The organism is Brevundimonas albigilva (genome assembly GCF_023573565.1).
Taxonomy (GTDB): Bacteria; Pseudomonadota; Alphaproteobacteria; order Caulobacterales; family Caulobacteraceae; genus Brevundimonas; species Brevundimonas albigilva.
The window spans coordinates 783,391-809,271 of sequence record NZ_CP097649.1; the positions used below are offsets into that span (position 1 = coordinate 783,391).

16 protein-coding genes are annotated in these 25,881 nt (G+C 62.5%); 1 reads left to right on the forward strand and 15 read right to left on the reverse strand.

From position 1 onward, the window contains the following. Positions 1 to 7 precede the first annotated feature (7 nt). The 5 genes from M8231_RS03905 to M8231_RS03925 are packed head-to-tail and all read right to left on the reverse strand — an operon-like array spanning position 8 to position 16,021. Entirely contained in the window at positions 8 to 1,978 is a 1,971-nt protein-coding gene (locus tag M8231_RS03905) for a DUF2326 domain-containing protein (protein WP_250202287.1), read from the reverse strand. Next, on the reverse strand, positions 1,971 to 6,797 hold the full coding sequence (locus M8231_RS03910; protein ID WP_250202288.1) for an Eco57I restriction-modification methylase domain-containing protein: 4,827 nt from the start codon (positions 6,795 to 6,797) through the stop codon (positions 1,971 to 1,973). The genes M8231_RS03905 and M8231_RS03910 overlap by 8 nt, the downstream gene beginning before the upstream one ends. A gap of 3 nt (positions 6,798 to 6,800) precedes the next feature. Beyond that, positions 6,801 to 9,566: a DEAD/DEAH box helicase gene (locus tag M8231_RS03915; RefSeq protein ID WP_250202289.1), complete on the reverse strand. Its 2,766-nt coding sequence runs from the start codon at positions 9,564 to 9,566 to the stop codon at positions 6,801 to 6,803. Positions 9,567 to 9,570: 4 nt separating this feature from the next. After that, entirely contained in the window at positions 9,571 to 14,739 is a 5,169-nt protein-coding gene (locus M8231_RS03920) for a DEAD/DEAH box helicase (RefSeq protein ID WP_250202290.1), read from the reverse strand. 55 nt (positions 14,740 to 14,794) lie between these two features. Continuing rightward, on the reverse strand, positions 14,795 to 16,021 hold the full coding sequence (locus tag M8231_RS03925; protein ID WP_250202291.1) for an ATP-binding protein: 1,227 nt from the start codon (positions 16,019 to 16,021) through the stop codon (positions 14,795 to 14,797). 369 nt (positions 16,022 to 16,390) lie between these two features. On the opposite strand from M8231_RS03925, the gene M8231_RS03930 reads away from it, so the two are divergent. After that, positions 16,391 to 17,284, forward strand: a complete 894-nt coding sequence (locus M8231_RS03930; RefSeq protein ID WP_250202292.1) for a LysR family transcriptional regulator — start codon at positions 16,391 to 16,393, stop codon at positions 17,282 to 17,284. On the opposite strand, the gene M8231_RS03935 is transcribed toward M8231_RS03930, so the two are convergent. Genes M8231_RS03935 through M8231_RS03980 form a run of 10 tightly spaced genes read right to left on the reverse strand, consistent with a single transcriptional unit; the run spans position 17,279 to position 25,869 of the window. Further along, on the reverse strand, positions 17,279 to 17,518 hold the full coding sequence (locus tag M8231_RS03935) for a DUF2274 domain-containing protein (protein ID WP_250202293.1): 240 nt from the start codon (positions 17,516 to 17,518) through the stop codon (positions 17,279 to 17,281). The two genes, M8231_RS03930 and M8231_RS03935, sit on opposite strands and share 6 nt — an antisense overlap. Before the next feature lies 1 nt (position 17,519). Then, positions 17,520 to 18,704, reverse strand: coding sequence for a TraB/TrbI/VirB10 family type IV secretion system protein (locus tag M8231_RS03940; protein ID WP_250202294.1), 1,185 nt, complete (start codon positions 18,702 to 18,704; stop codon positions 17,520 to 17,522). Continuing rightward, positions 18,701 to 19,681: a P-type conjugative transfer protein TrbG gene (gene trbG / locus M8231_RS03945; protein WP_250202295.1), complete on the reverse strand. Its 981-nt coding sequence runs from the start codon at positions 19,679 to 19,681 to the stop codon at positions 18,701 to 18,703. The genes M8231_RS03940 and trbG overlap by 4 nt, the downstream gene beginning before the upstream one ends. Beyond that, entirely contained in the window at positions 19,678 to 20,367 is a 690-nt protein-coding gene (gene trbF / locus M8231_RS03950; protein ID WP_250202296.1) for a conjugal transfer protein TrbF, read from the reverse strand. Before trbF ends, trbG begins: the two co-directional genes overlap by 4 nt. Beyond that, positions 20,364 to 21,722, reverse strand: a complete 1,359-nt coding sequence (trbL, locus tag M8231_RS03955; protein ID WP_250202297.1) for a P-type conjugative transfer protein TrbL — start codon at positions 21,720 to 21,722, stop codon at positions 20,364 to 20,366. Before trbL ends, trbF begins: the two co-directional genes overlap by 4 nt. A 3-nt stretch (positions 21,723 to 21,725) precedes the next feature. Next, positions 21,726 to 22,010, reverse strand: coding sequence for a putative entry exclusion protein TrbK-alt (trbK-alt, locus tag M8231_RS03960; protein WP_250202298.1), 285 nt, complete (start codon positions 22,008 to 22,010; stop codon positions 21,726 to 21,728). Positions 22,011 to 22,020: 10 nt separating this feature from the next. Further along, complete coding sequence (gene trbJ / locus M8231_RS03965; protein ID WP_431307123.1) at positions 22,021 to 22,818, reverse strand: P-type conjugative transfer protein TrbJ; 798 nt, start codon at positions 22,816 to 22,818, stop codon at positions 22,021 to 22,023. After that, entirely contained in the window at positions 22,815 to 25,274 is a 2,460-nt protein-coding gene (gene trbE, locus M8231_RS03970) for a conjugal transfer protein TrbE (RefSeq protein WP_250202299.1), read from the reverse strand. Before trbE ends, trbJ begins: the two co-directional genes overlap by 4 nt. 14 nt (positions 25,275 to 25,288) lie before the next feature. After that, positions 25,289 to 25,570: a VirB3 family type IV secretion system protein gene (locus tag M8231_RS03975; protein WP_250202300.1), complete on the reverse strand. Its 282-nt coding sequence runs from the start codon at positions 25,568 to 25,570 to the stop codon at positions 25,289 to 25,291. Then, positions 25,570 to 25,869, reverse strand: a complete 300-nt coding sequence (locus M8231_RS03980; protein WP_250202587.1) for a TrbC/VirB2 family type IV secretion system protein — start codon at positions 25,867 to 25,869, stop codon at positions 25,570 to 25,572. The genes M8231_RS03975 and M8231_RS03980 overlap by 1 nt, the downstream gene beginning before the upstream one ends. Positions 25,870 to 25,881: the final 12 nt, after the last annotated feature.

The window sequence follows — 25,881 nt, forward strand, 5'->3', positions numbered from 1 at the left end:
TCGCAACTCAAATATCCATCGCAAACAACCGCATTTCTGCCGGAGTCGAACTCATCTGAAGCCGGACGTAGCGTTCGTCCTGCAATTCAGACGGCGGGGCGGTGGTCGTCGTTACGATGTACTGAAAACATGGAGTTCCTGCTTCCTCCCACTGATGTACGAGGTTGAACAGGCCGGCATAGAGCTGCCCATCCAGGTCGGCTTCGCGCGGGCTGTCGTGGATAAGGAAGGCCGGCAGATCGGCCTGTTCCTCAATGGCCATATGCAGTGCCGCGAGGTCGAAGGCGACGATCTTGAGCGAGTCCAGAGCTGCGGTGGATACCTCGCCTCGTCCCGCGAACTCAGCATCGACTTTCAGGCCGTGGCCATCCAGCTTGATGGCGCTGGTAATTCCCTCGGGTAGCCAGGCAGCCATGACGCCTTGATACCGCTCCTCCAACGTCCTGATAGCGACACGCGCCCGCGTGCGCCCGGCATCCAACTGCACGCGAACGGCATCCAAAGCCGCAGTTCCAGAAGGAGCAGGTTTTTCATTCTTCGCGCTCTCGCGGAGCGATCGCACATCGTCGAGCGTGCGTCTCGCACGATAGATTCTGTCCTGAATCTCCTTCGTCACGGCGTGCGTGGCGCGGGTGGCGTCATCTGCAGTTTTGACCTCAGACTCCAGCGCGAGCCGCTTCGGCTCCAATTGCTGAATCTGTGCCCCAACGAGCTTGCTCTCCTGCTCCGCACCGCCGGCTTCAGCATCCAGATCGGCGGCCTTCCTTTGCTTGTCTGCTATGGCTGACTTCAGTGTCGCCAGATCACATGGTTCGAGCGAAATGCCGCATCCGTTCGCCTTGATCTCGTCGATGCTGACCCGGCACACGGGGCACACCCTGATCCGGCCTTGCGTGATGTCGATCTCACCCAGGTTGGCTTCGGAGCGGTAGCGTTCGGCCTCGCCTCGCTTGAAACGCGCATCGTTGTCCAACTGCTGCTGTTTCGTCGTTAGCGTTTCCCGCTCGGCATTGAGGGCCTTTTGGCGAGCAAAGATGGCTCCAACATCGGGAGGCTTCGGGACGGCCGTCCGCATGGCTTCGGCCAGCGCGGCCTCTGCCAACGAAACCAACCCCTTTTGGTCGATCGTGTCCTCGAACCCGACCTCATCGCTGGCTCCCAATGCCAGCCTTACCGCCTTTAAGCCGTCAGCATATCGTTGTTGTTGATAGGCATGGCGGCGGCGCTCGTCCTCGACCGTGGCCACCAGCTCCCGCTCACGAGCAGCGGCCGCACGCTCTTCTGCATCGAGGGCGCGCAAGGCAAGGCGAACCATGGTCAACTTTGCGGTTTCGCCCAGAACCTGTGCGCGGGAACGGGTCTGGGTCTGTGACGAGCGCCAGGCGAGGATGTCGGCGAGACGGCATTCCTGGTCGCGCGTCAGCCAGCTCCGAAGCACATCCCAGACCTGTTCGCGGCCGATCTCCGGCGGCGTCGCTCCCGTTAACGTCGGGAAGAACGTGTCGATGATGACAGTATCGATAGTTCCTTGATCGCCATCGCTACGTCCGCGCGCGATTGCGTCTTCGATGGTGTCAGCCTGAACGACAAATTCGCCGCCCGGCAGCCCCAGCGGGCGGGCGGCAACCCAGCATACGCCGTCGATCAGGATCTCTGCCGCGAACAGACCATTGGGAAGTCGCGTCATGAGGCGCAACCGTTGGGCGTCGGTTGCATAGCTCGGTTCGCCGAGACAGGCCCGAAGCAGGCGACAGAAGGTGGTCTTGCCGCTGCCATGCGCGAGGGCTCGGCGACTGGTGCTTGACATGTCCGGCGTCCAGATGATGTTGAGGCCGGGTTTCAACGACACATCGCGGATGATGGTCTCGCGATCCTTGAAAATTGCCAGACGACGAATCCAAAGCCGAGGCTCAGCCCGTCCTTCCGGCGCCTTCGGCGGTTTCATCGCTGGAGCGAAAAGGTCAGCCTGACTAGCCATGGCCGAACCTCGCCCAGATCACATTGTCTTCCTGTGCAACGGCCGCGGTGAGCTTGCCGATTTCCATGCCGCGCACTGCACGCATTGCAAAGGCAGTTCGCTGATCATGGATGGAATTGGCTTCCAATCCTGCCGTGCTGAAATGCACTCCCTGTGCCAAAGCGCCGTCGGAATTTTCTGCTAATTGGCCAGATGCAATCAGCGTCTCGAACATGGAACGCCACGCCGCATTGAGATCAGGGCGCAGACGAACGGAGCCCTGAGGAGGCTGCGCCTCGGCACCGACGAGCCTGACCCATTGATCCCGGTCGCCAGCGGCAAGCAAAGGCGTGAGTAGTGCCGGTTCCGCGAGGCTGGCGATGACGAACCGGATTTGTGAACCATCCGTCGCCGGGTCTATCTGCCAAAGCGCATATTGCGCCGCGTAGCGGAACCGGTCACGCGGTTGAATGCTGGCCGGCCAAGCCCACGCACCATCTGGAAGGTCTGCGGGAGACGGTGGCGTGACCGAAGCGGGGAGCGAGGCTGGTGCTACGTCGGCTTCCGTCCGCTTCCAGGCATCGAGCACCAGGCGCTCTGTGCGGTATTCGCCGTGGAGGCGGATTTCTTTTTCCTTCAGGACGCGGAAGGTTTCCGAGGGGTAGTTCACGCCTTTGACCTTGGCGGGGTCGAGCACATAGCGCAGTTCTTCATCGGTCAGGCCGTATTTCCGGGCAAAGAAGACATCCAGTTCGGCGCGCAATTGGGCGCGGCGGTCGTCGTCCCACGCGAAAGGCTTACCGGAGTATCCCAGATCCTCTGCCCAAGACTTCATGGCATGGCTGGTGTAAGTCAACTCCAGCACGCGAGGGCGGATAAAATTGAGGTCGTTCTTAGAGAAGGTGGAGGGAGGTAGCGCTGCAAACTGTTTCAAATAGCTATAAGTCAGGTGCGTCCCGCCGATGGAAAGTCGAGCAATGAAATCGAATGTCAGGGACAACCACATTGCCAAATGCGCCGCCGCAAGCTCAGCGTTCCCATTCAAATAGAAGATGGGCATGGTGTGCCCAACGCCAACTTTCGGGAATACATCTGCGATCACGGTCCGTTCGACACTTCGGAGTGCTATATCGCGCCATCCCATGAGCCAACGCGGCTGCTTGACCGCGATCAATATCTCGGCAAGCGCGAGCGCATCCTTCGGTCCATCGGCGATGAGAGCGAGATCATCTGCCGTCAGCGGTGTTTCACGCTGCATCTCGACACCGATGGCAAGTGTCTTGGGGTCGAGCGAGAAGCGTTCGGGCGATGCCTTCAACGCGCCCCGCCAGTCCTGTCCACGGCCGAGCAGACGGAAGATGTCGGCTTCTCGAGCCGATCGTCCTTCTATGTCAGGGTAAGCTCCAGTCAGCCAGGTGACGAACGCTTTGAGTGCGGTGGCTCGACCGATTTCCAGCGCATCGGTGCCGGCGTTGCGCCGACCCTTGCTGCCTTCGCCACGTCCTTGCCTGACGGCGCTCTTTAATGCTGCTGGCACGCGAGCAGCACGCAAAATAACCTCGTCCTTAGGCACCCAGTAACGCGGTGACGGCTCAAAATTTGGATTCTGCTTTTCAGAAAGGGTGCAGTCGCGGGCGCCGTCCTCATAGTCGCTCGCACTGGTGCCGTAAGTCGCCCAACGATGATCGAAATGATGGATCATCTTGGCTTCGTAGAGCGGCACACGGCGTTCGACGCTAGTGGCCGTCTCTCGAACCCAGTCTATACCATCACGCTGCCAGCCATCAGCATCCAACTGCGTCGGCGTGCGGAAAAAGCCGGAGTCGCCTGACATATGAAACATCGTCTGGAACGTGATGCCCCACGGATTGATGTCTCCGCCTTCCTCCTGCGGCCGTTCCTGGATCAGCACGGGCGCACGGGCGTAGAGCTTCGCCGACAACTCCGCATCGGCCCGAGTACGAAAGATCGGCGACGTCTTCGTATTGGGATTAATGCAAGATATTTCGTCTTCTGTAAGATAGAAAATCCGTTCTGGGTGGGATATTTCACTGATATCTTTTATGTCGAAGCAAAAACTAGCCGCTTCGGTCTGACCACCTATACAAATAATGCAAAATGATTTTCTGTCATCCGTCGCCTTGAACCATCCCCTGACTTCATAAAAACTATACAGAGATTGCAGCTTTCGACTTTGAACAAGGTGGCTGAAGAATTCAGATGTAGAGGAATCGGTTGCTATCCCTGTCGGTACGATGACGCCTGCGCGACCGGTGCGTTTTGCAAGCCGCGAAAACAGTTCAGCGAACAGCGCATAGGTGTTGACGTCCCCGCGCCCGGTAAGCGGATAGCGGCCTGACGAACGAGCAAATTCACTCGCTGCTTCTGCCGTTCGCTTGGCGAAGACAAATTCCCGCCACAAACGACCGTCTGCGTTGTCTGGATCGGCCGCTTCCAGTGCGTCGATCAACTTCTGCCGCTCCGCCTTGTTGGGGGCGGCGGCGATCATCGGCGAGCGCACGGCGAAAAACTCTTGCTCCTGAAGCTTGATGCGCTCCCATGGCGGATTGCCGATGACGGCATCGAAACCTCCATCGCGCTCCATGATTTCCGGAAACTCGATAAACCAATGGAAGGCGCTGACTTTCTCGGAGGTCAGCGCGGCGCCTCGGTTCAAATGTTCGACCGGCGTCTGGCCACCTGCCGCCTGCCACACATGCTCGGTGAGCGGCATGGCATCGGTGCCTGCTGTATCGCCTGCTTTCGCGGTGAAGAACGTCGCCATGTAAAAATTGGCTGAGACATAAAGATCGCTGGCCGTCTTCAGGTTCTGCCACGCTGCCGACGAGCGTATAGCTTGGAAGTCGCTCGCTTTCGCCTCGACGCTTGCTAGGTCATCCTGGTCCATCGCCTTCAGCTTGTGATCCCGGTCGGCAAGGATTTCAGGCGGCGACCAGTTCTTGAACAACTGTGGGTGTCTCTTTGCTCGCTCGCGTTGCTCCTTGTTAAGGCGGGCGTAGTGGCGGGAGAGCTCCTTGTCGTCGCCGGTGAGCGGCTTGTAGGCTTCGTCCGGCAACCCTTCGCGCAGCATGGAACGGTCGAACACGCCGATCAGGCTGTCGCCACATCGGATTTGCGCGTCGAAGAAGGCGAGCGGCCTACCCGGTTCCAGCGCTTCAATCCACAGCGCGACTTTGGTCAGCTCGACCGCCATCGGATTGCGATCCACGCCGTAGAGGCAGCGGCAGGCGACGTCGCGTAGCGCATGACGAAAATCCGAAGCGGACGGGACGCCGCCCGTGCGATGTCGAGCAACACGGGTGGCGATGCGCCGGGCGGCTGCTAGCAGGAAATGGCCCGATCCGCAGGCGGGATCGATGACGGTGAGTTCCAGCAGTGCTGCGGCGGGATCGACGGCCTGAGCCTCCCGTTCATCAAGCACTGGATCGAGCGTGGTGTCGAGCAGAAGCTGCACCAGACTGTCTGGCGTATAATAGGAGCCGGTGATCTTGCGCTGGTTGCCCTTCTGCTCCACCGCCTCCGAGGCGAAGTGCAAGGTCTTGCCGTCCTCGCCAAGCTGCGGCTGGAGTTCGAGCAAGGATTCATAGACCGAGCCAAACTCCTCGGTCTCCATCGCGCGCCAGTTCACTGGCACCACGCCAGTTTTGTCTGAAAGCCAGGAGAGACGGTAGAGCGCCTCCATGAAAGCGCGGTTGCGCAGACGCGCCGTTTCTAGATGCGGCAGCTTGTCGGCACTGAAAAGGCCACCGAGCGCCGGCAAGCCGAGCGCGTCCTGCCCTTGGGCAAGCGCGCGGAAGACGACCTTTACGCCCTCGTAGCGGTCGTGGTGCCTGTCCCAGGTGGCCGCGCGGATGCATGAAGCCCGCAGCGCCGCGAGGCTGTAGCCCTCGCGGTAGAGCTTGCGTGCGTCATGAGTCGCCGTATCTGGATGGAGCAAGGTCCGATCTTCAGCCACCATCACGAAGATCAGGCGATAGACGAGACGTAGCAGCTCGTTGAACCACTCGGTCAGATCAATCTCGCCTGATTTCAGGCGCGTGGCGAGATCAGGATTGGCTTCGATGAAGCCCGAGCCGAGTACCCGGAGCGCGGTTTCAACCTGCGTCGCCAGCCGATCGCGCGCGGCTTCGCCTTCGCGGGAGCCAGCCTCACGCCAACGCTCCAGCGCGCAATCTGTAGTCGGCGCGTCAACTGCGCCGAACCGTGTCCGGTGAATCAGCGACCAGAGGACCGCAAAGGAGGCGGCATCCTCATTCGTGAAGATCTGAGCGAGATCAGCTTCGACATATGCCGGCCGCGTCAGTGAAGCGTTGTCCCGCATGAGGCGCAGAACGGTCCCGTTCGTCACCAGCCCCCAAAGCGCGTCGTCGGTGTCGTTGAGATAGTCTTGGAGCGCAAAAGCCGGAGACCGCGAACGGTCGATCGAAAGTGTCGGACTGCGGCGGTCGAGCTTTTCCTCGGACGGCGGCACCACGACAATCGGGATACGCCCACCGGCGAGGAACGATAGCGCGCTATCAACCGGGACGAGATCGTCAAAGCCGAAGGTTTCCGTGAGGAAGGCTCGCACGAAGCGTCGGGTCGCCTCGACCGAGGGATTTTGGAGCTTCGCAAAGGCATCGAAATGGGATTGGCCGACGCGGAAGGACGTTGAAATCTCCTCGCGGATCGTCAGTCCCTTGCGGATACGATAATCCTCTTCGGCCTGATCGGAGGCTTGCCGGCGGTCGACGCTCGCGATCATGGCAGGCGCGATGAGGTTGCCTTCAAGGGTAAGCGAGGGCCATGCTGACATATCAGTGACGGGTTTGCGCGCCATGGTTCAGGCCTCCCCCGGCATCAGTGTGAAAAGACCGATGATATCCGGTGGCAGCACGGCCTCCACGGTGACGCGGGACGCAGACCCGGAGGCGACGCGGAGGCGAGCGTGATCCTGCACAAGCTCTTCTGCACGCGACCGAGCGAACTCGGCGATCGATCCTTCGAGCAGGCTGGGCAGCTCTTCCTTGGCTTTGGCGACGAATCGGTCCCGCGCGACAGGCGCGAGATCGGCCGTCGCGGGGGCATTCAGCAGCTCGCGGGCATCTTCGTCGACCGCCACGATCCGCGTTCCCTGAAGCGCAATCAGAGCCGCTTCCTCTGCCAGAAGCAGCCGCTCCTTGCGGGCATGAACGGTCAGCTTGAAGCGGATACGCAGCAGCGCCAGGCGGGTTACTTGCTGGACGGCGGTGGTCGGCCAAGCGCCGACACGACCGATGCCCAGCCCGGACAAGGACTCAGGATCGAGCGACGCCTCCACCAGCGCCTCGGCAAGCGTCGCTGTCAGCGGATGTGTTCTGGTGAGCAACGCTGTGCCTGATGGGGCAGGCTCCATCGTTGCCAAGCGCACCGATCCTTTCAGATCGTGTTCGGCCATACGCTCGCGTAGCCCTGGATCGAGGGCGTCGACATGAGCCAGAAGCAAGGCTTTTCTGGGTTCCAGAGGGATGCCGAAACGTGCCATCGCTCGTTCGACGAAAACGCGTGCATCAGCAGGTGAGCCGAGGAGCGCGCGGACCTTTTCCCATTCCGGCGCGACTTCCTGCGGTTTTATGGCATTCTGTGCGAAACGCGCGCGCGACTTTCTCTCGTTCTCGGAGGCGTCACGCCACCGCGCTTCCACGGCTTTCACGCTGTCCTCGAAGCGAAGGTCGAGCGTCAGCTGGGGACTTCCGCGACGCCGCAACATCATCGACGCCATCAGGGCGTCCGTCACGGGGCCTCGCTCCTCCGGGAGCGGTACGGTCACGCCCGTTGCCTTGCGGATTTCTTCGGCCTTTCGAAGGATAACCTCAAGCACGGCGCCGTCGATTGCGCTGTCGGGCGAGAACATCATGATCGACCGGACAAGGTCCGCCGGCTGGCCGAAACGATCGACCCGACCCTCGCGCTGTTGGTGTCGGGTCGGATTCCACGACAGGTCATAATGGACGACCGTGTCGAAGAGCTGTTGCAGGTTGATCCCTTCCGACAGGCAGTCGGTGGCGACGAGAAGACGCTGGGCTGGCTTTTCCTCGTCCGAAGGGGCCATGTCCGCGACACGATCGCGGCGCTCATCCGGCGTAAGAACGCCCGTCACAGCTTCGATGGTCAGTTTCGGGAAGGCTTTGCGCAGACCATCGCGGACGTGCTCGGCCGTCGCCAGATAGCGGCAGAATACGACGGGATTTGCACCCTTTTTGATGATTGGTGTCAGCGTTTCGACTAGAGCGGCCAGCTTCGGATCGGGCTTGCCGACCAATTCCTCGGTGCGCTTCACCAGTGCGACGAGCGCCGGATCGACATGGAAAGCCGTACCGGGTTCAAGATCGACCGCGTCCTCGTCGTCGCCGTCGTCATCATAAATTTGAGGTTCGAGGCGTTCGCTTTCGCTCGACATGCGGTTCCGCAATGCGCTCAGAGCGGCGGCCGGCGACGAACCGACGCAGCGCATCAATGCCAGTGTGCCCCAGAAGGCGAGACGTTGTTCCCGCTGCTCTGATCCCGCCTGGGAGACGATACCGAAGCAATAGTCGAGAACGGCCTCCTGGAAATCTCGATGGGTGTCGGACAAATGATAGGCAAACTCGGTGGTTTCATGTTTGGGGAAGGCGCGCTCTTCGTTCCAGTCTCCGGTGACGAGATCGATCCTGCGCCGTTGCACGAAATGCCGGGCTAGACGTTCACGATACCGCGTGTCCTCGAAGTCCATCGAGGCGTATGACGGATCGATTAGCGAGAGGAGGCGCGCGAAAGCCTCCTCATCCCCGGAATGCGGCGTTGCGGTCAGAAAGATCATCCGGCGATCCGGATTTCGAGCCAGCCCCTGCAGAAGGTCGAAGCGCTGCTGCTTGCCCTTATGTGTTCCCACGCAGGCATGGGCTTCGTCGACGATGACAAAGTCCGGACAGGCGCGCGCGAAACCCTCGCGTCGTTTCTCAGCCTTGATGTAGTCGAGGCTGACGACCGTGAAGGGATAAGCCTCAAATAGAGTCTGGGCGAGTGGCAGACCCCGTTCCAACCGGCTCGCGGTGCTGGAGGTGACCGGAACAGCGTCAATCCCGAAGCGGGCCTTCAGTTCTCCGAGCCATTGTTCGACGAGATGCGGTGGGCAAAGCACCGAAAATGCATCTACTTCGCCCCGGTCGATCAGCTCACGCAAGATGAGGCCAGCTTCGATCGTCTTTCCGATGCCGACGTCATCGGCGATCAGAAGGCGCGGCACCGCCATGCGAAGCGCCATCAGTAGAGGAACAAGCTGGTAGGTTCGTGGTTCAAAGGCAAGTTGGGCCGCGGACCTGAAGGGGCCTGCGCCACGGCGAAGCGTCAGGCGCATCGCATCAGCGAGTAGTGCCGCTTTGGCTTGAACCGTCGCCTCCGCCTCGACCGGAAGATCGAAACGGGCAGGCTCGACCGGCAAGAGTTCGAGCGCTGGATCGAGGACGACGGTATCGTTCCCGCCACCTGAGAGGGGGCGGAGCGCGAGTATTCCATCCCGAGGCGGCGGTAGCGCAACCCACTCGCGTCCGCGCGCTCGCACCAAGTCTCCCGGAGCAAAGTTCATCGTCATCAGCTCATTCCCCGAACATCGAGCGCATCGCGTCGGGTACACCCGCAGTGACAGCTTCTGGTAACTCGAACAGCGTCCAGCCCTTGGCTTCCGCTTCCTGGTGCGTTGTCTCCGTAAGGGGGGAGATGCACACGGCTATGAAATAACTGCGCCACGCGAAACTCATTTCCTGATCGGAGAATTTGATGGCGGACCCATCCGGGGCGGGAAGCCCTGCCTCCTTGAAGGCATTCACCCATTCGCCGGCCTCTACAGCCTGATCCGCGGTTGCGAGCACCACTTGGCCGCGTGCCAGATCGACCAGCATCTGTTTGGCTTCGTCGCGCGTGCGGTCGATCAACTCGTGATCGGGTTGGTTGAAATAGGAAAGCAGGCAACGATAGCAGCCACGGACACATGACTCCTGGTCGTGGCTCACGAGCAGCTTGGCATCACCAGCGGCGATAGCGTCATCGACCCGGTCGAAGTGCATTAGGATCAGTGCCTCGCGAGCAACCCTCCCGAGAGCCTGAGGGTCCTCGATCAGACGGCTCAAAACCCCTGCGCCACCCTCTGTGGCTTCGTAAGCCAGGACAGCACGACGATTGTCGCGGGCGGGGAGCGGTTCACCGAGGATTTCGCCTTCTTCCAATTGGAAGACGACCTCGATGCCCCTCATGAAAGCATGTTGAACCGTCGCGATGGTTTCTGGCGCATAGGCTGTGGGGTCATTGAAACGGAAGAGCAGCGCGTTCTTGTGATCGCGAACGATGGGAACGATCCGAACCGGCTTCACGACATCGGGCGGTACATCGACATCGGGGTCTTCATCACTTGACTTCGCCCAGTATCCGCTCCGCGGATCGATGTGAAAGCCGAAGACGGTCTGATTTGCGCGCCGCTTCAGTCCTTTGTTTATGCGACTGATCTCGGCACTGTTCGCGTATTGCAGATTGAAGATCGAGACATCGTCACAGCGGAAATGGGCTTCAGTGATCTGCGCGCGACCATCTCGTTTCGGCCAGGAGAATACGGTCTGGATATCAAAGCCCTGCCGGACACGTTCTTCATCGTTCGCCGTGATCCGTTCAGCCGGGGCAGCCTCCACATTGTCGATCCGGAGCGTCCGCTGTACCGGCACCTCACCCGCCATCGGGGCATTGCAGGCGTGGCAGCGCTCGACCTCGCCATCATGACAGGCACCGCAGTTTGAGCAGATGAAGATGTCTTTTGTCGCCAGTTCCGATCCGTCTCCTGTTCGGACTTCTGGCGGCAGCTTCGCTTTCATGACCCGGTAGGCGCGGCCTTCGTGATAAATCAGGCTGCGAGGGCCAAATTCCGAAATGGCGAGGAAGCGGGCGCGCTGGAGGAACGAACCAGCTTTTCCCTCTCCAGGGATAAAGGCGTAGAGAGGCAGGCGCGGGAAATTGTAGCCCGGCAAAAAGCCTTCCGTCGCAAGATAGCGATAGGAATAGAAGTCAGAGCCGTTCGAGGCTTTGCCCTGTTCAAGAATGGTGATCTGGTCGCTTGCCTGCATCTGCGCCGCTTTGATGCGCCGGCGATCCGCGCCCGAAAGGCCTGTGATCTCGGAGCGCGCGTTGGCCTCCATCAATTGCGTTCGGGCTGAGTTGTAGAGTTCCCGCCAGCGGTCGAAGGCGAGGTCGAAATCCTGCGGCGCTCGTTGAGCCACCGCAGATACGAAATCGTCGGGATCGCTCATCCAAACCGGCTTCCGGCCATCCACGGATGCAAGAATCTGATCGAGAACGCGCTTCATCGGGGCGTGTGCCGCGGCCGCCAGTGTTGGCCGATCGATGATGTCGTGAATCTCTTGCTTCAGTGGGTAGCCCGTCTCCGTCAGGTCGAGAATTTCCGGGATGTCCGGCGAGAGGGCGAGTTTCGCTTCGGCCAACCAGATGGCATGAAGGTGCGAACGCACAAGCTCTTCGTTGGTGATGTCGAGAGCCGGCGGGCGGACAACGCCGGAGACCATTTCGTTGCGTCGCTCGAAGAAATACTGGTCATGCGGCGATTGGGCGGCGCAATAGGTCACAATGACGGCAGCCTGTCCGGAGCGCCCGGCACGGCCAGCTCGCTGCGCGTAATTCGCCGGCGTCGGTGGTACGTTGCGCAGATAGACGGCATTGAGCGCTGAGATATCGACGCCTAGCTCCATCGTCGGAGAGCAGAAAAGGGCGGGCAGGAACTGTTCGGACTCTCCTACAGCGTTGAGTTCGGCAGCGTTTGCGGACAGGTTCTCCCGGTCTTCCTTTTCGTATCTGAAGCGCCACTCGCGCCACTCGCGCTGCCTCTGCGATACCTGGGCCGTGTGCTCACGGCCCTCGAGACCCCAAAAACTGCTCCCGCCCGCTTTCAGATCGGCGGCAATGTCATGGTAGAGATCGTGGAAGTAGTGATTTCCTTGGGCCGTGCCGGCTTGGATGGCTTCGCCGGGTATGATCCGAACGGCTGACGGCGATAAACGCCAACCTTGCAAATCGGCCTCGATTTCGACGCGGGATACCAGACCTTCGCGGGCCAGAAGTTCCATCAAACCCGTCAGGACGGTCAGGTAGTCATCCTTGCCGAGCTTGTTTCCTAGGACGCTCTTGCGATTGATGAGGCGGCCGATCCGGGAACTATGTCCCGCGCGAACAATCGTCTGCTCTTCCCGGAGCCCGACCCGGTCTTTGCCTGGAGCTTGCAGGAACAGTGTCGTGCGGCTTCTGGGCGTCTCCTTCGCATCGATGGACCAAGGTGCGCGCAGGAGATTGCGGGATTTCTGGGCGACGGTGTCGAGGACGGTCAGATCAAGCGCCTCGGTTCCAACAGCGAGACCATCGAGCATGGCGCCGAGGATCGTTTTCAGCATCTCCTTACGCTTCGAAACGTCCAGCGTGGCGATATCAGGCAGGATGGCCGCAAGGCGCTCCGTATCCTCCGCGACCTCATCGAGACCAATGAACGCGACATCGATAAGCTTGAGGACGGAGAGGCTCGGGTTTGTGTAACGCCATCCCCGGCGCAGGTCTGTCCAGAGCCTGTGGGCAAGGACCTTGGCGAGGGATCTCTGAGCGTCCTCCCGAACCACGGCCCCTGCGTCGGGATCCAACATCCAATGGATGCGAGCCTCCTTGTTGCTCGCGGTGAAACCGAGCGCCTTCACGACCCTCAGGCCGAATTCGTCTTCGGTCATGCCGTCGTCACCGGCATCCAAAACGGCGCGTAAGATCGCGCCGCGCAGGAGGCTAACGAAAAGGAAGTCGTTGAAATGACCCGCCTGAAGCGCGGCGTCCTGGCGGTTATCTGTGAAGCCGAGGAGTTTGCGTTTCTCTTTGGGAACGCCGCTGTTGCGGTTGTTCATCCATTCCAGCGCAGTCGAAACCAGAAGCGTCGTAGCAGAGCTTCGACCTTCGCCCGAGAGGCCAGCGAGTTTGGAGCGCTCCCGCACGCTGGGATGTGGTTGATCAAGGCAGCAAGGGCAGAAACCGAACTTGCCAGGTATGAACCAGAAGGCTTTGCCGGTTGACGCAGGGCGACCATCGGGGGTGACGGACACCATTTGCGGCACTCGGCCCTTTCTGTTCGCCCGCAGTCGCTCGACACCCTTGCGCTCCTCCCGCCAGTCTTCAGGGAAGGTCTCGATTTCGCCCGTGAAGGCATAGTCGGGATCGCCATCGCCGGTGGGGGTTAGATATCCTGCGGCATCACTCTCCTGGTCATCGAGGGGAGCGTCGTCGATGTTCCTCGGAACAAACAAAGTGCCCAAGGCATCGTCGGTTCTGGTGACGACATGAACCTCATGCCCACATGACCGACAGAAGCGAGTGGGATAGAGGCGATGGCCCGGCGTGCTAGGATCTTCGAGTTGTCCCTCGAAGAGCACGTTTCGGGGTTTTTCGGTCAGTGTGGTGAAGACCTCGCCCGCGCCCGAGATAAACTGATGGAGCTTGAATGCCAGGAATGCGCCGGCTCCCTGGCCGCCTCGATCCGCCTCCGGCAGGCTGATACGAGTCAGAAACGCCTCAAAATGGCTTCGGCAAGTTTCGATTTCTACGCCGCTATCCTTTGACAGGAGCGCGACGGCGTCACCGAACGGAATTGGCTTCTTGCGCTTGAGCTCCTGCGCGTCATCCAGGCCGATCGCCAATTCTGTCCAAACCGCGAGAGGGTGCTCCTTCAGCACCTCATCGGTCAGCCCGTCCGGCGGGGTAGATGTGAGTACGGACGCGAGTTTCGAACGCACATCGTCCAGCTTCAGTCGATCATCTGTGGCGCGTTCCAGCGACTCGTCGATGACCGACTCCGGTCCAATAGCCGTCCCGAAAAGACGGGATGCAACATCTGCTACGGCTTGCGCACGATTGGTGTCGGACCCTTCGCTTGCCATGGTGGCCGACGTTCCGATGCAGATCGGTGCTTTGTCTGGCGTGCAGCGATTGCGAAGCCGGCGGACGAGAATAGCCACGTCGGCGCCTTGGCGGCCACGATAGGTATGCAGCTCATCAAGAACGATGAATTCCAGACCGCTTGCGTTCTCTATGACCTTAGTGTCGAGGCTGTCTTGCCGCGTCAGAAGTAATTCCGCCATCATGAAGTTGGTGAGCAGAATATCTGGCGGATTGTCAGCGATCCGCTGCCGTTCTTCCTGGCTTTCCTGTCCGGTGTAACGCCGTACCACCGGCCTGAGTTCAGTTGATAGCCCGGATTGGGAGATGAACTTCTCGATCTCATTCATCTGGCTGTTGGCCAGTGCGTTCATTGGATAAACGATGATCGCACTGGTTTTGCGTGGTTTCCCTGCTTTCCTAGCGCGAATAATCGCGTCGACCACCGGCACGAAAAAGCAAAGTGACTTTCCCGACCCTGTTCCGGTGGTAACTACATAGCTTTGACCCGCCCGAGCTTTGGCGATTGCCTGGGCTTGGTGGCGGTGAAAGCGCAGTGGCGCTGGTCCAAACCGGAATACCTTGCCGGTCGCTTCATCGAGATCGCCCGAGGTGACAAGCTCATCAGCTGTCGGCCCCTGCAGGAAGCGCGGGTTGATGGACAGCAAGGCATCCGGCCAAAAGCGACCTTCATCATATTGCCGGTCAATCTCGGACCTCAGATCATCGGATCGAACGACACTAAAAGACCGAGAGAAACGAGCATAGGCCTCAATAAGTCGATGGTCGAATTCGAACGCCTTCATTGTCAGAAAATCCCCCCGGATACTTTTGCTATACCCAAAATTCTATTCTGAATCATTAGGCCGCGCCCCATAGAGATGAGAGGGGCGCCGCGGCCAGGCGGTCGCCGAACGGCACGAAATCGGCACTGTCATACAGCACCACGCCATAGGCGAACCGTTCCTTACAGGCTTCGGCAAGGGTGCGTAGTCCGGCGAAGTCGCTGGATTTTACGGTGGCTGACGCCTTCACCTCGATGCCCACGATCATGCCGTCATCGCGCTCCAATACGATGTCGACCTCGTGCATCTGCTGGTCGCGGAAGTGATAAGGGGTAGCCCGCAGGTCAGATGCTGCCATCAGCTTCAGAACTTCGGAAAAGACGAAGCTTTCCAGCAGCGTGCCAAAGACGCCGCGATCCGCCTTCACCCTCTCAAAACTCAGGCCACGAGTCGTCGCGAGCAACCCAGAGTCCAGAAAGTGGATCTTCGGCGTCTTGGCGATCCGCTTCAATGCATTGGTGAACCAGGGCTTGAGGGTCGTAACAAGGAATACCTGTTCAAGTAGCGCGATGTAGCGTTGTGCGGTCTTGTGGCTGACGTCAATACTCGAGCCGAATTGCGAGTTGTTGACCAGTTGGCCGGAGTGCTCCGCCACGAGCCGCACGAACTTCGGCAACTCCGTCAGCTTCTCGATGTCGGCGATATCCCTGAGATCGCGGGTCAGCACCGAGGTCAGATAGGACCGCGCCCAATCCTGTCGTCGTCGCTCGGTTTCACGGCTGATCGCCTCTGGGAAGCCGCCTTTCAGCACCAACTCGACGAGGTCGTCGCCGAGGATCGCTTGCTTGTCGGCTTTAAGTTTCCCATCGAACAGGCGCTCCAGGAAGGTTGGCGGCCGCCCGGTGATTTCGGCCTGAGCCAGTGGCAACATGCGGATTGTTTCCATCCGGCCCGCCAGGCTGTCGGCGACGCGCGGCAATGTGGGCACATTGGCCGAGCCGGTGAGCAGGAAGCGTCCGGGACGATAGTCCTCGTCCACTGTCTTCTTGATTGCCAGCAGCAGTTCGGGCGCGCGCTGGATCTCGTCGATGATGGCTTGGTCAAGGCCACGAATGAAGCCTGCCGGATCGGACTGAGCGGCATCGAGAACCGTTTGATCGTCAAGCGTGATATATGTTCGCCCGGCTTCCCCCATTTTGCGGACGAGCGTGGTCTTGCCTGCCCGGCGTGGCCCTACGATCAGGACGACCGGGGTATCCGAAAGGGCTTCGTCTGCCCGACGCTCGATAAGCCGTTCGTACATGCGGATCCAGGAGTTGGATGATTGGGATTATAGAACATGATATTTGGAAGTCATGCGTCGGGCAATTGGAAATTCAGTGCCATGCCCTAGGATGAGGGCGGGGTACGAATCGTCGCGGGACGAGCGCGCCGGTTAACAACACGGAAGAAGGCGCCTTGCTTGTGATCGATTTGTACAAAGACAATGAACGTGAAGGCCGCTCACCCAGCGTGTCCGGTGGCGGTGACGTAGGAAATCGCCTGACCGGGATCGATTTCCCGACGAACTGAATTTTTCGCCACGCTGGGACATTGCTTTGGCAAGCCTCGCAGCGTCTCCTTCAAGCAGTCGGGAAAAAGGGGGCTCCCCGGACGATTTCCAGGTGTGAGTATGAACTTTCGACATTTGCGCTATTTCGTGGCGGCTTCCGAGCACGGGAGTTTCCGCAAGGCGGGCGCGGCGCTGGGCGTGCAGGAGTCCACCATCAGTCGCAGGATTCGCGACATGGAAGATGGGCTCGGATCAGCGCTGTTTCACCGTCACAGCGGCGGTGTATGCCTGACCGTTGCTGGGCAGCGGCTTTTGTCGAAAGCCCAAAAGGTTCTTCGATACATCAATGAAGGCGCCGAGATCGTGGACGCGGTGGGGCGCGGCACGGAAGGTCAGTTGCGCGTCGGCATCTTCTCGTCGCTGGCGTCGGGCTTCCTGCAGGAACTGCTCCGATCCTTCGCCGAGGAGCACCCCGGTGTCTATGTCGAGGTTGCCGACGGCAATCCCGCAGAGCATGTCGCGGCGATCCGGCAGTTCCGGTTGGACATCGCATTTCTGACAGGGACACTGGAGTGGCCTCGATGCGAGACCACCTACCTCTGGTCGGAACGTGTTTTCGTGGTGCTGCCGGAAACACATGCCCTGGCCCCGAAAGAGGAGGTGGAGTGGCATGATCTGGCGCACGAGACCTTCATCGTCAGCGATGTGCCGCCGGGCCAGGAAGTCCATGACTATCTGGTCCAGCGGGTCGCAGATCTTGGCCATCACCCGAAGATTCAGGCGCAGTTTGTCGGGCGCGACAATCTGTTGACGCTCGTTGCAATCGGCAGCGGGCTCACGGTCATGAGCGAGGCGGCGACGGCAGCCCATGTGCCGGGCATCTGCTATCGGCCGATCATCGGCGAGGTTCTGCCCTTCAACGGCGTGTGGTCGCCGAAGAACGACAATCCGGCGCTGAGGCGCTTTGTCAGCATGGCGAAGACGATGGCGCGGCGTCAGGGCGTGGATTTATGAACCGGCGTCGCCTGTGGGTTTCGCCCTGCGAGCCTTGGCGAACCCACGATCGGTGGCGATGAAGCGCTCCAGCATCGGTACGATCAGGTGGACGGGATCGCGCACAGGCTGGCCGGTCTGCCGCCCCAGCACCTCGGCATAGGCGGTGAGATCGCGGTGAAGCGAGGCCGGCAGCTCCAGCGCGGCCTTGACGGGCTTTTCCGCCATGATCGGACCGAGCTTCAATTTCGTCATGTCAGCCTCCGTAGGGTTCGAGGATGAGATCGCGGGTGACGACGACACGGACGGGAAAGCCCGGCCGAATGGTCAGGGTCGGCGCGATCTGGAGCTGGCGGCGGATGATCTGCTGGCCGGCGTCATTGATGGTGTCCTGTCCGCCATTGCGGATGGCGCGCAAGAGCCGGTCGTCGTCATCGACGGCGAGTTCCGCGCCGACCGATAGCAGCGTGGAGAGGCCGGCGGCCTTGGCGAGATCCCACCAGTGATAGTCCACGACATCCTCCAGCCCTGCATGGCCCATCGGATCGGCGCCGGGCTGGCGTTCCAGCACGATCGAGCGACCGTTCGGGAAAATCAGGCGGCTCCACACGAGCAGGACCCGGCGCTGTCCGTAGCCGACATCGTTGCTGTATTCGCCGATGATCCGTGTGCCCTGGGGAATGACCAGGATGCGGCCGGTCGGGCTGTCATAGATGCTCTCCGTCACCTGCGCCGTGATCTGGCCCGGCAGATCGGAGCGTATGCCGGTTATGAGCGCGGCCGAAATGACTGCGCCCGCCTGGAGAATATAGGGTGATGCCGGCGCCATGACGCGATCGGCCGCCACCGTGCGCCGGTCAACGGGGGCGCCCAGGAAGGCGAGTTGGCGATCCTGCGCGCTCGGCGCGCCAGGTTGCGGCCCCGGCGCCAGACCTCCGAGCGGCCCGACGCCCATGCTCGCCGGCATTGCCGGCGTGGAGACCGGGCCGCTCTGGAAGAACACGCGACTGGTGCGAGCGGCTTCGAGTTCAGCCAATCGACGCTGCTCCTCGGGGTCGGCCTGGGGCGTCGCCATCGCCGGCGGCGTGACGGGCTGGCCGCGGTTTTGCGCATTGAGGATCGGCCGACCGAGGTCTCCGGGCAACGCCGGACCCAGGACTGGCCCGGTATAGTCGCGCGGCAAGCCGGCCAGGCCATCGGCCGTCGCGCGATTGTCGGTCGAATAGAGTTCTTCGCCGGCTTTGCCGGTATCGCGGGTCTGGAGCGCGTAGATGAGGGCGCCGCCAATGCCGAGGCTGACGACGAGGCCGATGCTCGCGAGAACTTTGCGCGACAGGCGGGTTACGCGCGGCGGTTCGGCGCGCAACCGCATGGGAGGGGCTGAATCGGCAACAGGAGGCGACCGATGTTCCTGCTCTGCGATGTCGTTTTCAGTGCTCATGATGCGGGCTTCCCATCGGTTCGCACGATCCTGACTGTCTGCTGGCGATCGCCACTGCCGAGGCGCAGCTCGGCGGCGCCGAAGATGCGGTCGACGATCAGGATGTTCTGGTGGACACGGCTGTTGACGATCTGCGGCTCGCCATCGGAGCCGAGCACGAAGATCGGCGGCATTTCGCCCTGGGCGATGCCGCGCGGAAACTCGACATAGACACGCCTGCCATCATCATAGACCGTGATTGGCCGCCAGGGGGGCGTGTCGCCGGTGATGCCGTATCGGTAGTGACGCGCTGCGGCGGCAGGAATGATCGGCGTTGCCGGCATGCTGGCGCGCTGCGACGCTGGCGACGCGGGATAGGCCCAGGCGACCGCCGGCATATAGGGGTTCTGGCTCGCCCGCAGTTCGAGCATGTAGATGCGCCGATCCGTCGTGATGACCAGGTTCGTCGTGATGTCGGGGCGCGTCGGTTTGACGAGGATATGGACGCGGCGTGCGAGCCCGGACCCGCTCTCGGTGTCGCCTATGATCCAGCGGGCGGTATCACCGGCGGCGATCGGACCCGCGCCAGTCAGGTTTTCACCGGGCTCGAGCGCGATGTTGGTGATCTGTCCGGGCGACGCATAGACCTGATAGAGCGCACCTTCGCTCCAGGGGTAGATCTGGATGGAATTGTAGTAGCCTTCGCGCCGGGGCTCGACGCGCGCGGCGGCATTGGCGTTCCCGACCCGACCGATCGGCGTGCCTGCGGCGGTTCCGCCATGCGCGACGGTCCAGGCGGGCGGCGTATGCAACGGACGTGGCGGTTGTTCCGCGAAGGGCGCCGGTACGGCCGGCAAGGGCGGCACATCGTTGTCGTAACTGATGGCGGGAGGCTTGAATGTCGCGCATCCCGCCAACGTCGTTGCGGAAAGCAGCACCATCGCCAAAGCGGCTTTGCGGAAAGCTGGCGGGGCTGACCTGCGGATAGACATGCTCATTGGGCCATCTCCCGCGACCAGGAGATGGCGTTGACATAGATTCCGAGCGGGTTGGCGCGCAGCCGTTCGGCGTCGCGCGGCGTCTGGATGACGATGGTGAGGATCGCGGTCCAGCGTTCGGAACCGGCGAGCTGGCCGTTCTCGTAGCGCTTTTCGATCCAGGCCACGCGGAAGGAATCCGGCGAGGCGCGCAGGACACTGGAAACCTCGACCGCGATCTGCTGGCGGCCGACCTTGGTGAAGGGATCGTTGGCCCGGGCATAGTCATTGAGGGACGCCGCGCCGCGGTCTGTCGTCCATTCATAGGCGCGTAGCCAGTTCTGGCGCACGATGATGGGGTCGGCCGGGATCGAGCGCACCTGCTCGATGAAGCGGGCGAGATGCCAGGCGACCTGCGGATCGGTCGGCCGATAGTCAGCTGTCGCCGGCGCCACCGATTGCGCCTGTCCGAGGCGATCGACCTGGACCACCCAGGGCACGACGGTCCCGCGCGCCGACTGCCAAACCAGTGCCGCGGCGAAGCCGGCTGACAGGAACAGCGAACCGAACGCCATGATGCGCCAGTTCCTGGCCTGGACGCGGGCCGAACCGATACGCTCGTCCCATACCTGGGCCGCCCTTTGATAGGGCGTTTGGGGTTCGGGAGATTTCCCATAGTGGGCAGCGGGTCGCTTGAAGAGGCTCATGAGCGGTCACTTTCGGAAAGGTTGACGGATGAACCGCCGCCATGGCTGTCGCCGGAGCGGACGGCGTGGGCCGCGAGCGTGGCCCCGTGGCCGAGGGACTGGCTCCGCTTCATGCGCTTGGCCCAGTCGGGCGGCCCTTCGCGGGGCGTGGTTGCGGACTGGCCCTCGGTCTGCGAACCGGCAATCGCATCCATGGTCGAGGAACCGCCCGTTGCGCCGAAGCCGGCATTGGCGCCTGCGGAGAAGCTGGATTTGACGCTCTCGGCAGCGCGCGAGGCCGCGCGTTTCAGCGGTGACACGGTGGCCGCTCCCGCCGCGCGGGCGACACCGCCGAGACCGGATGCGACGCCCGCGACGCCGGACTGACCGAGAGAGCCGAGACTGTAGGCGGAGGCGGCGCCCCCTGCGGCAGCCGCACCACCGCGCACAGCGGCCGCACCCCCGGACATCGCAGCCGCTCCGCCTTTCAGGGCAAGGCCAGTGGCGCCACCGGCGGCGAGTGCTGCGCCGCCTACCGCAAGGCCGGTGCCGACGGCCGCTCCCGCGCCGAGCTGAGGCCCGCCGCTGACGAGACCGGCTGCGATTCCGGGGCCGAAGATACCAAGTCCGAGCAGCGAAAGGGCCGCAAGCACGATCGCCATGGCGTCGTCGACGGTGGGCGTCGCGCCGCCGAACCCTGCGGTGAACTGGCTGAAGAGGGTCGAGCCGATGCCGATGATGACGGCGAGAACCAGCACCTTGATGCCCGAAGAGACGACATTGCCGAGCACGCGCTCGGCCATGAAGGCGGTCTTCCCGAACAATCCGAACGGGATGAGCACGAAGCCGGCGAGCGTCGTCAGTTTGAATTCGATCAGGGTGACGAAGAGCTGGATGGCCAGGATGAAGAAGGCGAGCAGCACCAGCGCCCAGGCGAAAAGCAGGCAGGCGATCTGGATGAAGTTCTCGAAGAAGGCGACCCAGCCCATCAGGTCGGAGATGGATTCGAGCAGGGGACGCGCCGCGTCGAGCCCGGTTTGCGCGACCTTGCCGGGACGCATCAGATCCTGTGCGGTAAAGCCTGTGCCGGAGGCTTTGAGGCCCAGCCCGGCGAACGAGTCGAAGACGATCCTGGCGAGGTTGTTCCAGTTGCCGATCAGATAGGCGAAGACGCCGACGAACATCGTTTTCTTGACCAGTCGGGCGATGATGTCGTCATCCGCGCCCCAGCTCCAGAACAGGGCGGCGAGCGTCACGTCGATGACGATGAGCGTCGTGGCGATGAACGCGACCTCGCCGCCGAGCAGCCCGAACCCGCTGTTGATGTAGGAGGTGAAGACCCCCAGGAAGTTGTCGATGACGCCTGCGCCGCCCATGGCTCACTGACCTTCCGGCGGCTGTGCGGCGGATGCCGGGGCGCGGCCGAGGAAGCGGTCGCGGCTTTCGGCCCAGATACGCATGCAATGCGCATCACTGGCCGCGGCCTGGCCAAGCTGCTGGCACCGGCGCTGGTCCTCGCGGAGCGGATCGCGCGCGGCTTCGACAGCACGGGCGGGCGCCCTGTCCGGGGGCGTTTCCGTCCGGGTCATCTCGATGGCCGTCGCCGTGATCGCGAGCGATACGAAGATCACCGCGCCCAGCCGGGCCAGCATCTTGCCATCCATGGCCGAGCCCTCACTTGTCGTTGCCGAACATCTGTGCGTTGCCCGGCTGATAGCCCGAGCCGGGGGTGAGGAAGCGGCGACGTTGTTCCCGGCCCTGGTCGGCGGCCGTCGCACGGTCCGCTTCCGTCAGTGCGGCGGCGCGGCCATTGGCCGAGATCAGGGCGATCAGGTCGGAGAGCTGCTGCGATTGCAGCGCGAGAAGCTGATTGCCGGCCTGGGTCGCCTGCAACGCGCCTTGCGCGCCCTGGCTCTGGGAGACGAGCGCCGACATTTCCGCGCGGTTGGTGTCGATATTGGTGACGACGCCGGCCTGGACGCGCATGGCGTCCTGCAAGCCGCCCACGGTGTTCTGCCAGCGCGTGCGGGCATCGGTCACGAGCTTGGTGTCGCTCGCCGAGAGGGAGACACGGCCATATTGCTGCTGGAACATCCGGTCGACGGTCTGGACGTCGAAGGCGATGTTCTGCGCCTGCTGGAGGAGCTGCTGGGTGCGCTGGACGTTCTGCTGAATCTGCTGGAGCGCCGAATAGGGCAGGTTCGCCAGATTCCTGGCCTGGTTGATGAGGCTCTGCGCCTCGTTCTGAAGCGAACGGATCTGGTTGTTGATCTGCTCGAGCGAGCGCGCCGCCGTCAGGACATTTTGCGCATAGTTGGTCGGATCATAGACGATGCCGCCAAAGCCGAACTGCGCATGCGCCGGCGCTGTCAGTATCGGCGAGACGGCGATCGGCATCGCAAACAGCAACGCCGCGAACGGCAATGCGCGCTGGCGTGAGCCCTTGGGGCGTGAACTTTGGGTGGCCTTCATGGTGACTGCTCCTTCTCGGGCTTCGGGGGGATGAGGTTCGTCAGGTCGGGGATGAGGTCCGCGGCCCATTCAGCGCCGCGCTGGCGCAACCACGCGGCGAGGAAGCCCTCGCGGCCATGCTCGGCGAGCGTGCGCGCGATCGCGGATTGGTCGGTCTTGGCGGATGCCGCGACGAGTGCGAGGCCGACTTCCGACAGGCCCAGCTCGAAAAGGCGATTGCCCCTGCGGCTCTGGCAGTAATAGTCGCGCTTCGGTGTCGCGCGGGCGAGGATTTCGATCTGTCGGTCGTTGAGCCCGAACCGGCGATAGATCGCCGTGACCTGCGGCTCGATCGCCCGCTCGTTCGGCAGCAGCAGCCGTGTCGGGCAGCTCTCGATGATGGCGGGCGCGATGGTGCTGTTGTCGATGTCGGACAGCGATTGCGTGGCGAAGATGACGCTGGCGTTCTTCTTGCGCAGCGTTTTCAGCCACTCGCGTAATTGCCCGGAAAATGCGTCGTCATCGAGCGCGAGCCAGCCCTCGTCGATGACGAGCAAGGTCGGGGCGCCATCGAGCCGGTCGCCGATCCGGTGGAACAGGTAGGCGAGCACGGCCGGCGCCGCGCCGGTCCCGACCAGCCCCTCAATCTCGAACGCCTGGACCGACGCCGATCCGAGATGCTCGGTTTCGGCGTCGAGCAGCCGTCCGTAGGGGCCGCCGACGCAGTAGGGCCGCAGCGCCTGCTTCAGGTCGTTGGATTGGAGCAGGACCGTGAAACCGGTGATGGTGCGTTCCTCGACGGGCGCCGAGGCCAGCGAGGAAAGCGCCGACCAGAGATGCTCCTTCACGTCAGGCGTGATGGCGACGCCCTCGCGGATCAGGATGGCGGCGATCCAGTCGGCCGCCCATGCGCGTTCGGAGGTGTCGTGGACGCGGGCGAGCGGTTGCAGTGAGACCGAGGACGCCGCGCCGTCGGTCAGGTCGCCGCCGAGATCGTGCCAGTCGCCGCCCATGGCGAGCGCGGCGGCGCGGATCGAACCGCCGAAGTCGAAGGCGAAGACCTGGGAGCCTTCATAGCGCCGGAACTGCAACGCCATGACGGCGAGCAGAACGGACTTGCCGGCGCCCGTCGGGCCGACCACCAGGGTATGACCGACGTCGCCGACGTGCAGGGACAACCGGAACGGGGTCGAGCCCTCGGTCTTGCCGAACAGCAAGGGGGGCGACCCGAAATGCTCGTCCCGTTCCGGCCCCGCCCACACCGCTGACAGCGGGATCATGTGGGCGAGATTCAGCGTCGAGATGGGGGGCTGGCGCACGTTGGCATAGACGTGGCCCGGCAACGAACCCAGCCAGGCATCGACGGCGTTGATGGTTTCGGCCATCGCGGTGAAGTCGCGGCCCTGGACGACCTTCTCGACGAGGCGCAGCTTCTCGTCCGCGATACGCGAATCATCGTCCCAGACCGTGATCGTGGCGGTGACATAGGTCTGGCCGGCGTAGTCGGCGCCGAGTTCCTGAAGCGCGAGGTCCGCATCGGCCGCCTTGTTTGCGGCGTCGGTGTCGACCAGCGCGGACGCCTCGTTGGTCATCACCTCCTTGAGGATTGCGGCGATGCTCTTGCGCTTGGCGAACCACTGGCGACGGATCTTGGTCAGCAGCTTGGTGGCGTCGGTCTTGTCGAGCAGGATCGCGCGCGTCGACCAGCGATAGGGGAAGGCCAGCCGATTGAGATCGTCGAGGATGCCGGGCGTGGTCGCGGTCGGGAAGCCGACGATGGTGAGAATGCGCAAGTGCGCGGCGCCAAGGCGAGGTTCGAGGCCACCTGCCAGCGGCTGATCGGCCAGGAGTGCGTCGAGATAGACCGGGGTTTCCGGCACCCGGACGCGATGCCGTTTGGTCGATACCGTCGAATGGAGATAGGTCAGTGTCTCGCCGCTATCGAGCCAGGCGCATTCGGGCATGAAACCGTCGAACAGCGCCAGCACGCGATCGGTCCGGTCAACGAAGACCTTGAGGGTCTCGTTCGGATCGATGCCGGTGCGTTCGCGCCCCTCGTAGAGCCAGGATTCGGTGCGCGCGGCGTCCTCGGCCGGCGCCAGATAGGTGAGCGTGAGGAAATAGCCGGAGACATAATGCGCGCCGGCCTCCTCGAAATCGGCCTTGCGCTCGGCATCGAGGAGTGCGGAGGCGGCGTCGGGAAACCGGTCCGAGGGGTAGGTCGACGCCTCGTGGCGCTGCGCTTCGACGAAGATGGCCCAGCCCGACCCGAGGCGGCGGAAGGCGTTGTTGAGCCGCCCGGCGACGGCAACCAGTTCGGCGGCGACCGCCGAGTCGAGATCCGGGCCACGGAAACGCGCCGTGCGCTGGAACGAGCCGTCCTTGTTGAGGACGACGCCTTCGGCGACGAGCGCGACCCAGGGCAAATAGTCCGCGAGGCGGGTTGCTGTGCGGCGATATTCGGCAAGGTTCATCATCGCGGCGCGCCTCCTCAGACGGACAGGTGAGCGGGGATTCGCAGATGGCGGCGGCCGACCTCGACGAAGAGCGGATCACGCTTGGCCGCCCACACCGCCGCGATATGGCCGATGGCCCAGATCGCCAGACCGATGAGCCAGAGGCGCAGGCCAAGGCCGATCGCGCCGGCAAGTGTGCCGTTCATGATGGCCAGCGCACGCGGTGCGCCACCGAGCAGGATGTGCTCGGTCAGCGCCCTGTGAACCGGGACGGTGAAGCCCGGCACTTCGCCAAGCTGTTCGAGCGTGGCGGTCATCAGACAAGCGCTCCGCCGCCGAACGAGAAGAACGACAGGAAGAAGGAACTGGCGGCAAAGGCGATCGACAGGCCGAAGACGATCTGGACGAGCCGGCGGAAGCCGCCGGACGTGTCGCCGAAGGCGAGCGTCAGCCCGGTGACGATGATGATGATGACGGCGATGATCTTGGCGACCGGGCCTTCGATCGATTCCAGGATCGACTGGAGCGGCGCTTCCCACGGCATCGAGGAGCCGGAGGCATGCGCGGTCGAGGTGAACATCAGGCTCAGGGAAACGGCGGCGGCCGCATTGGCCATGGTGCGGCAGCC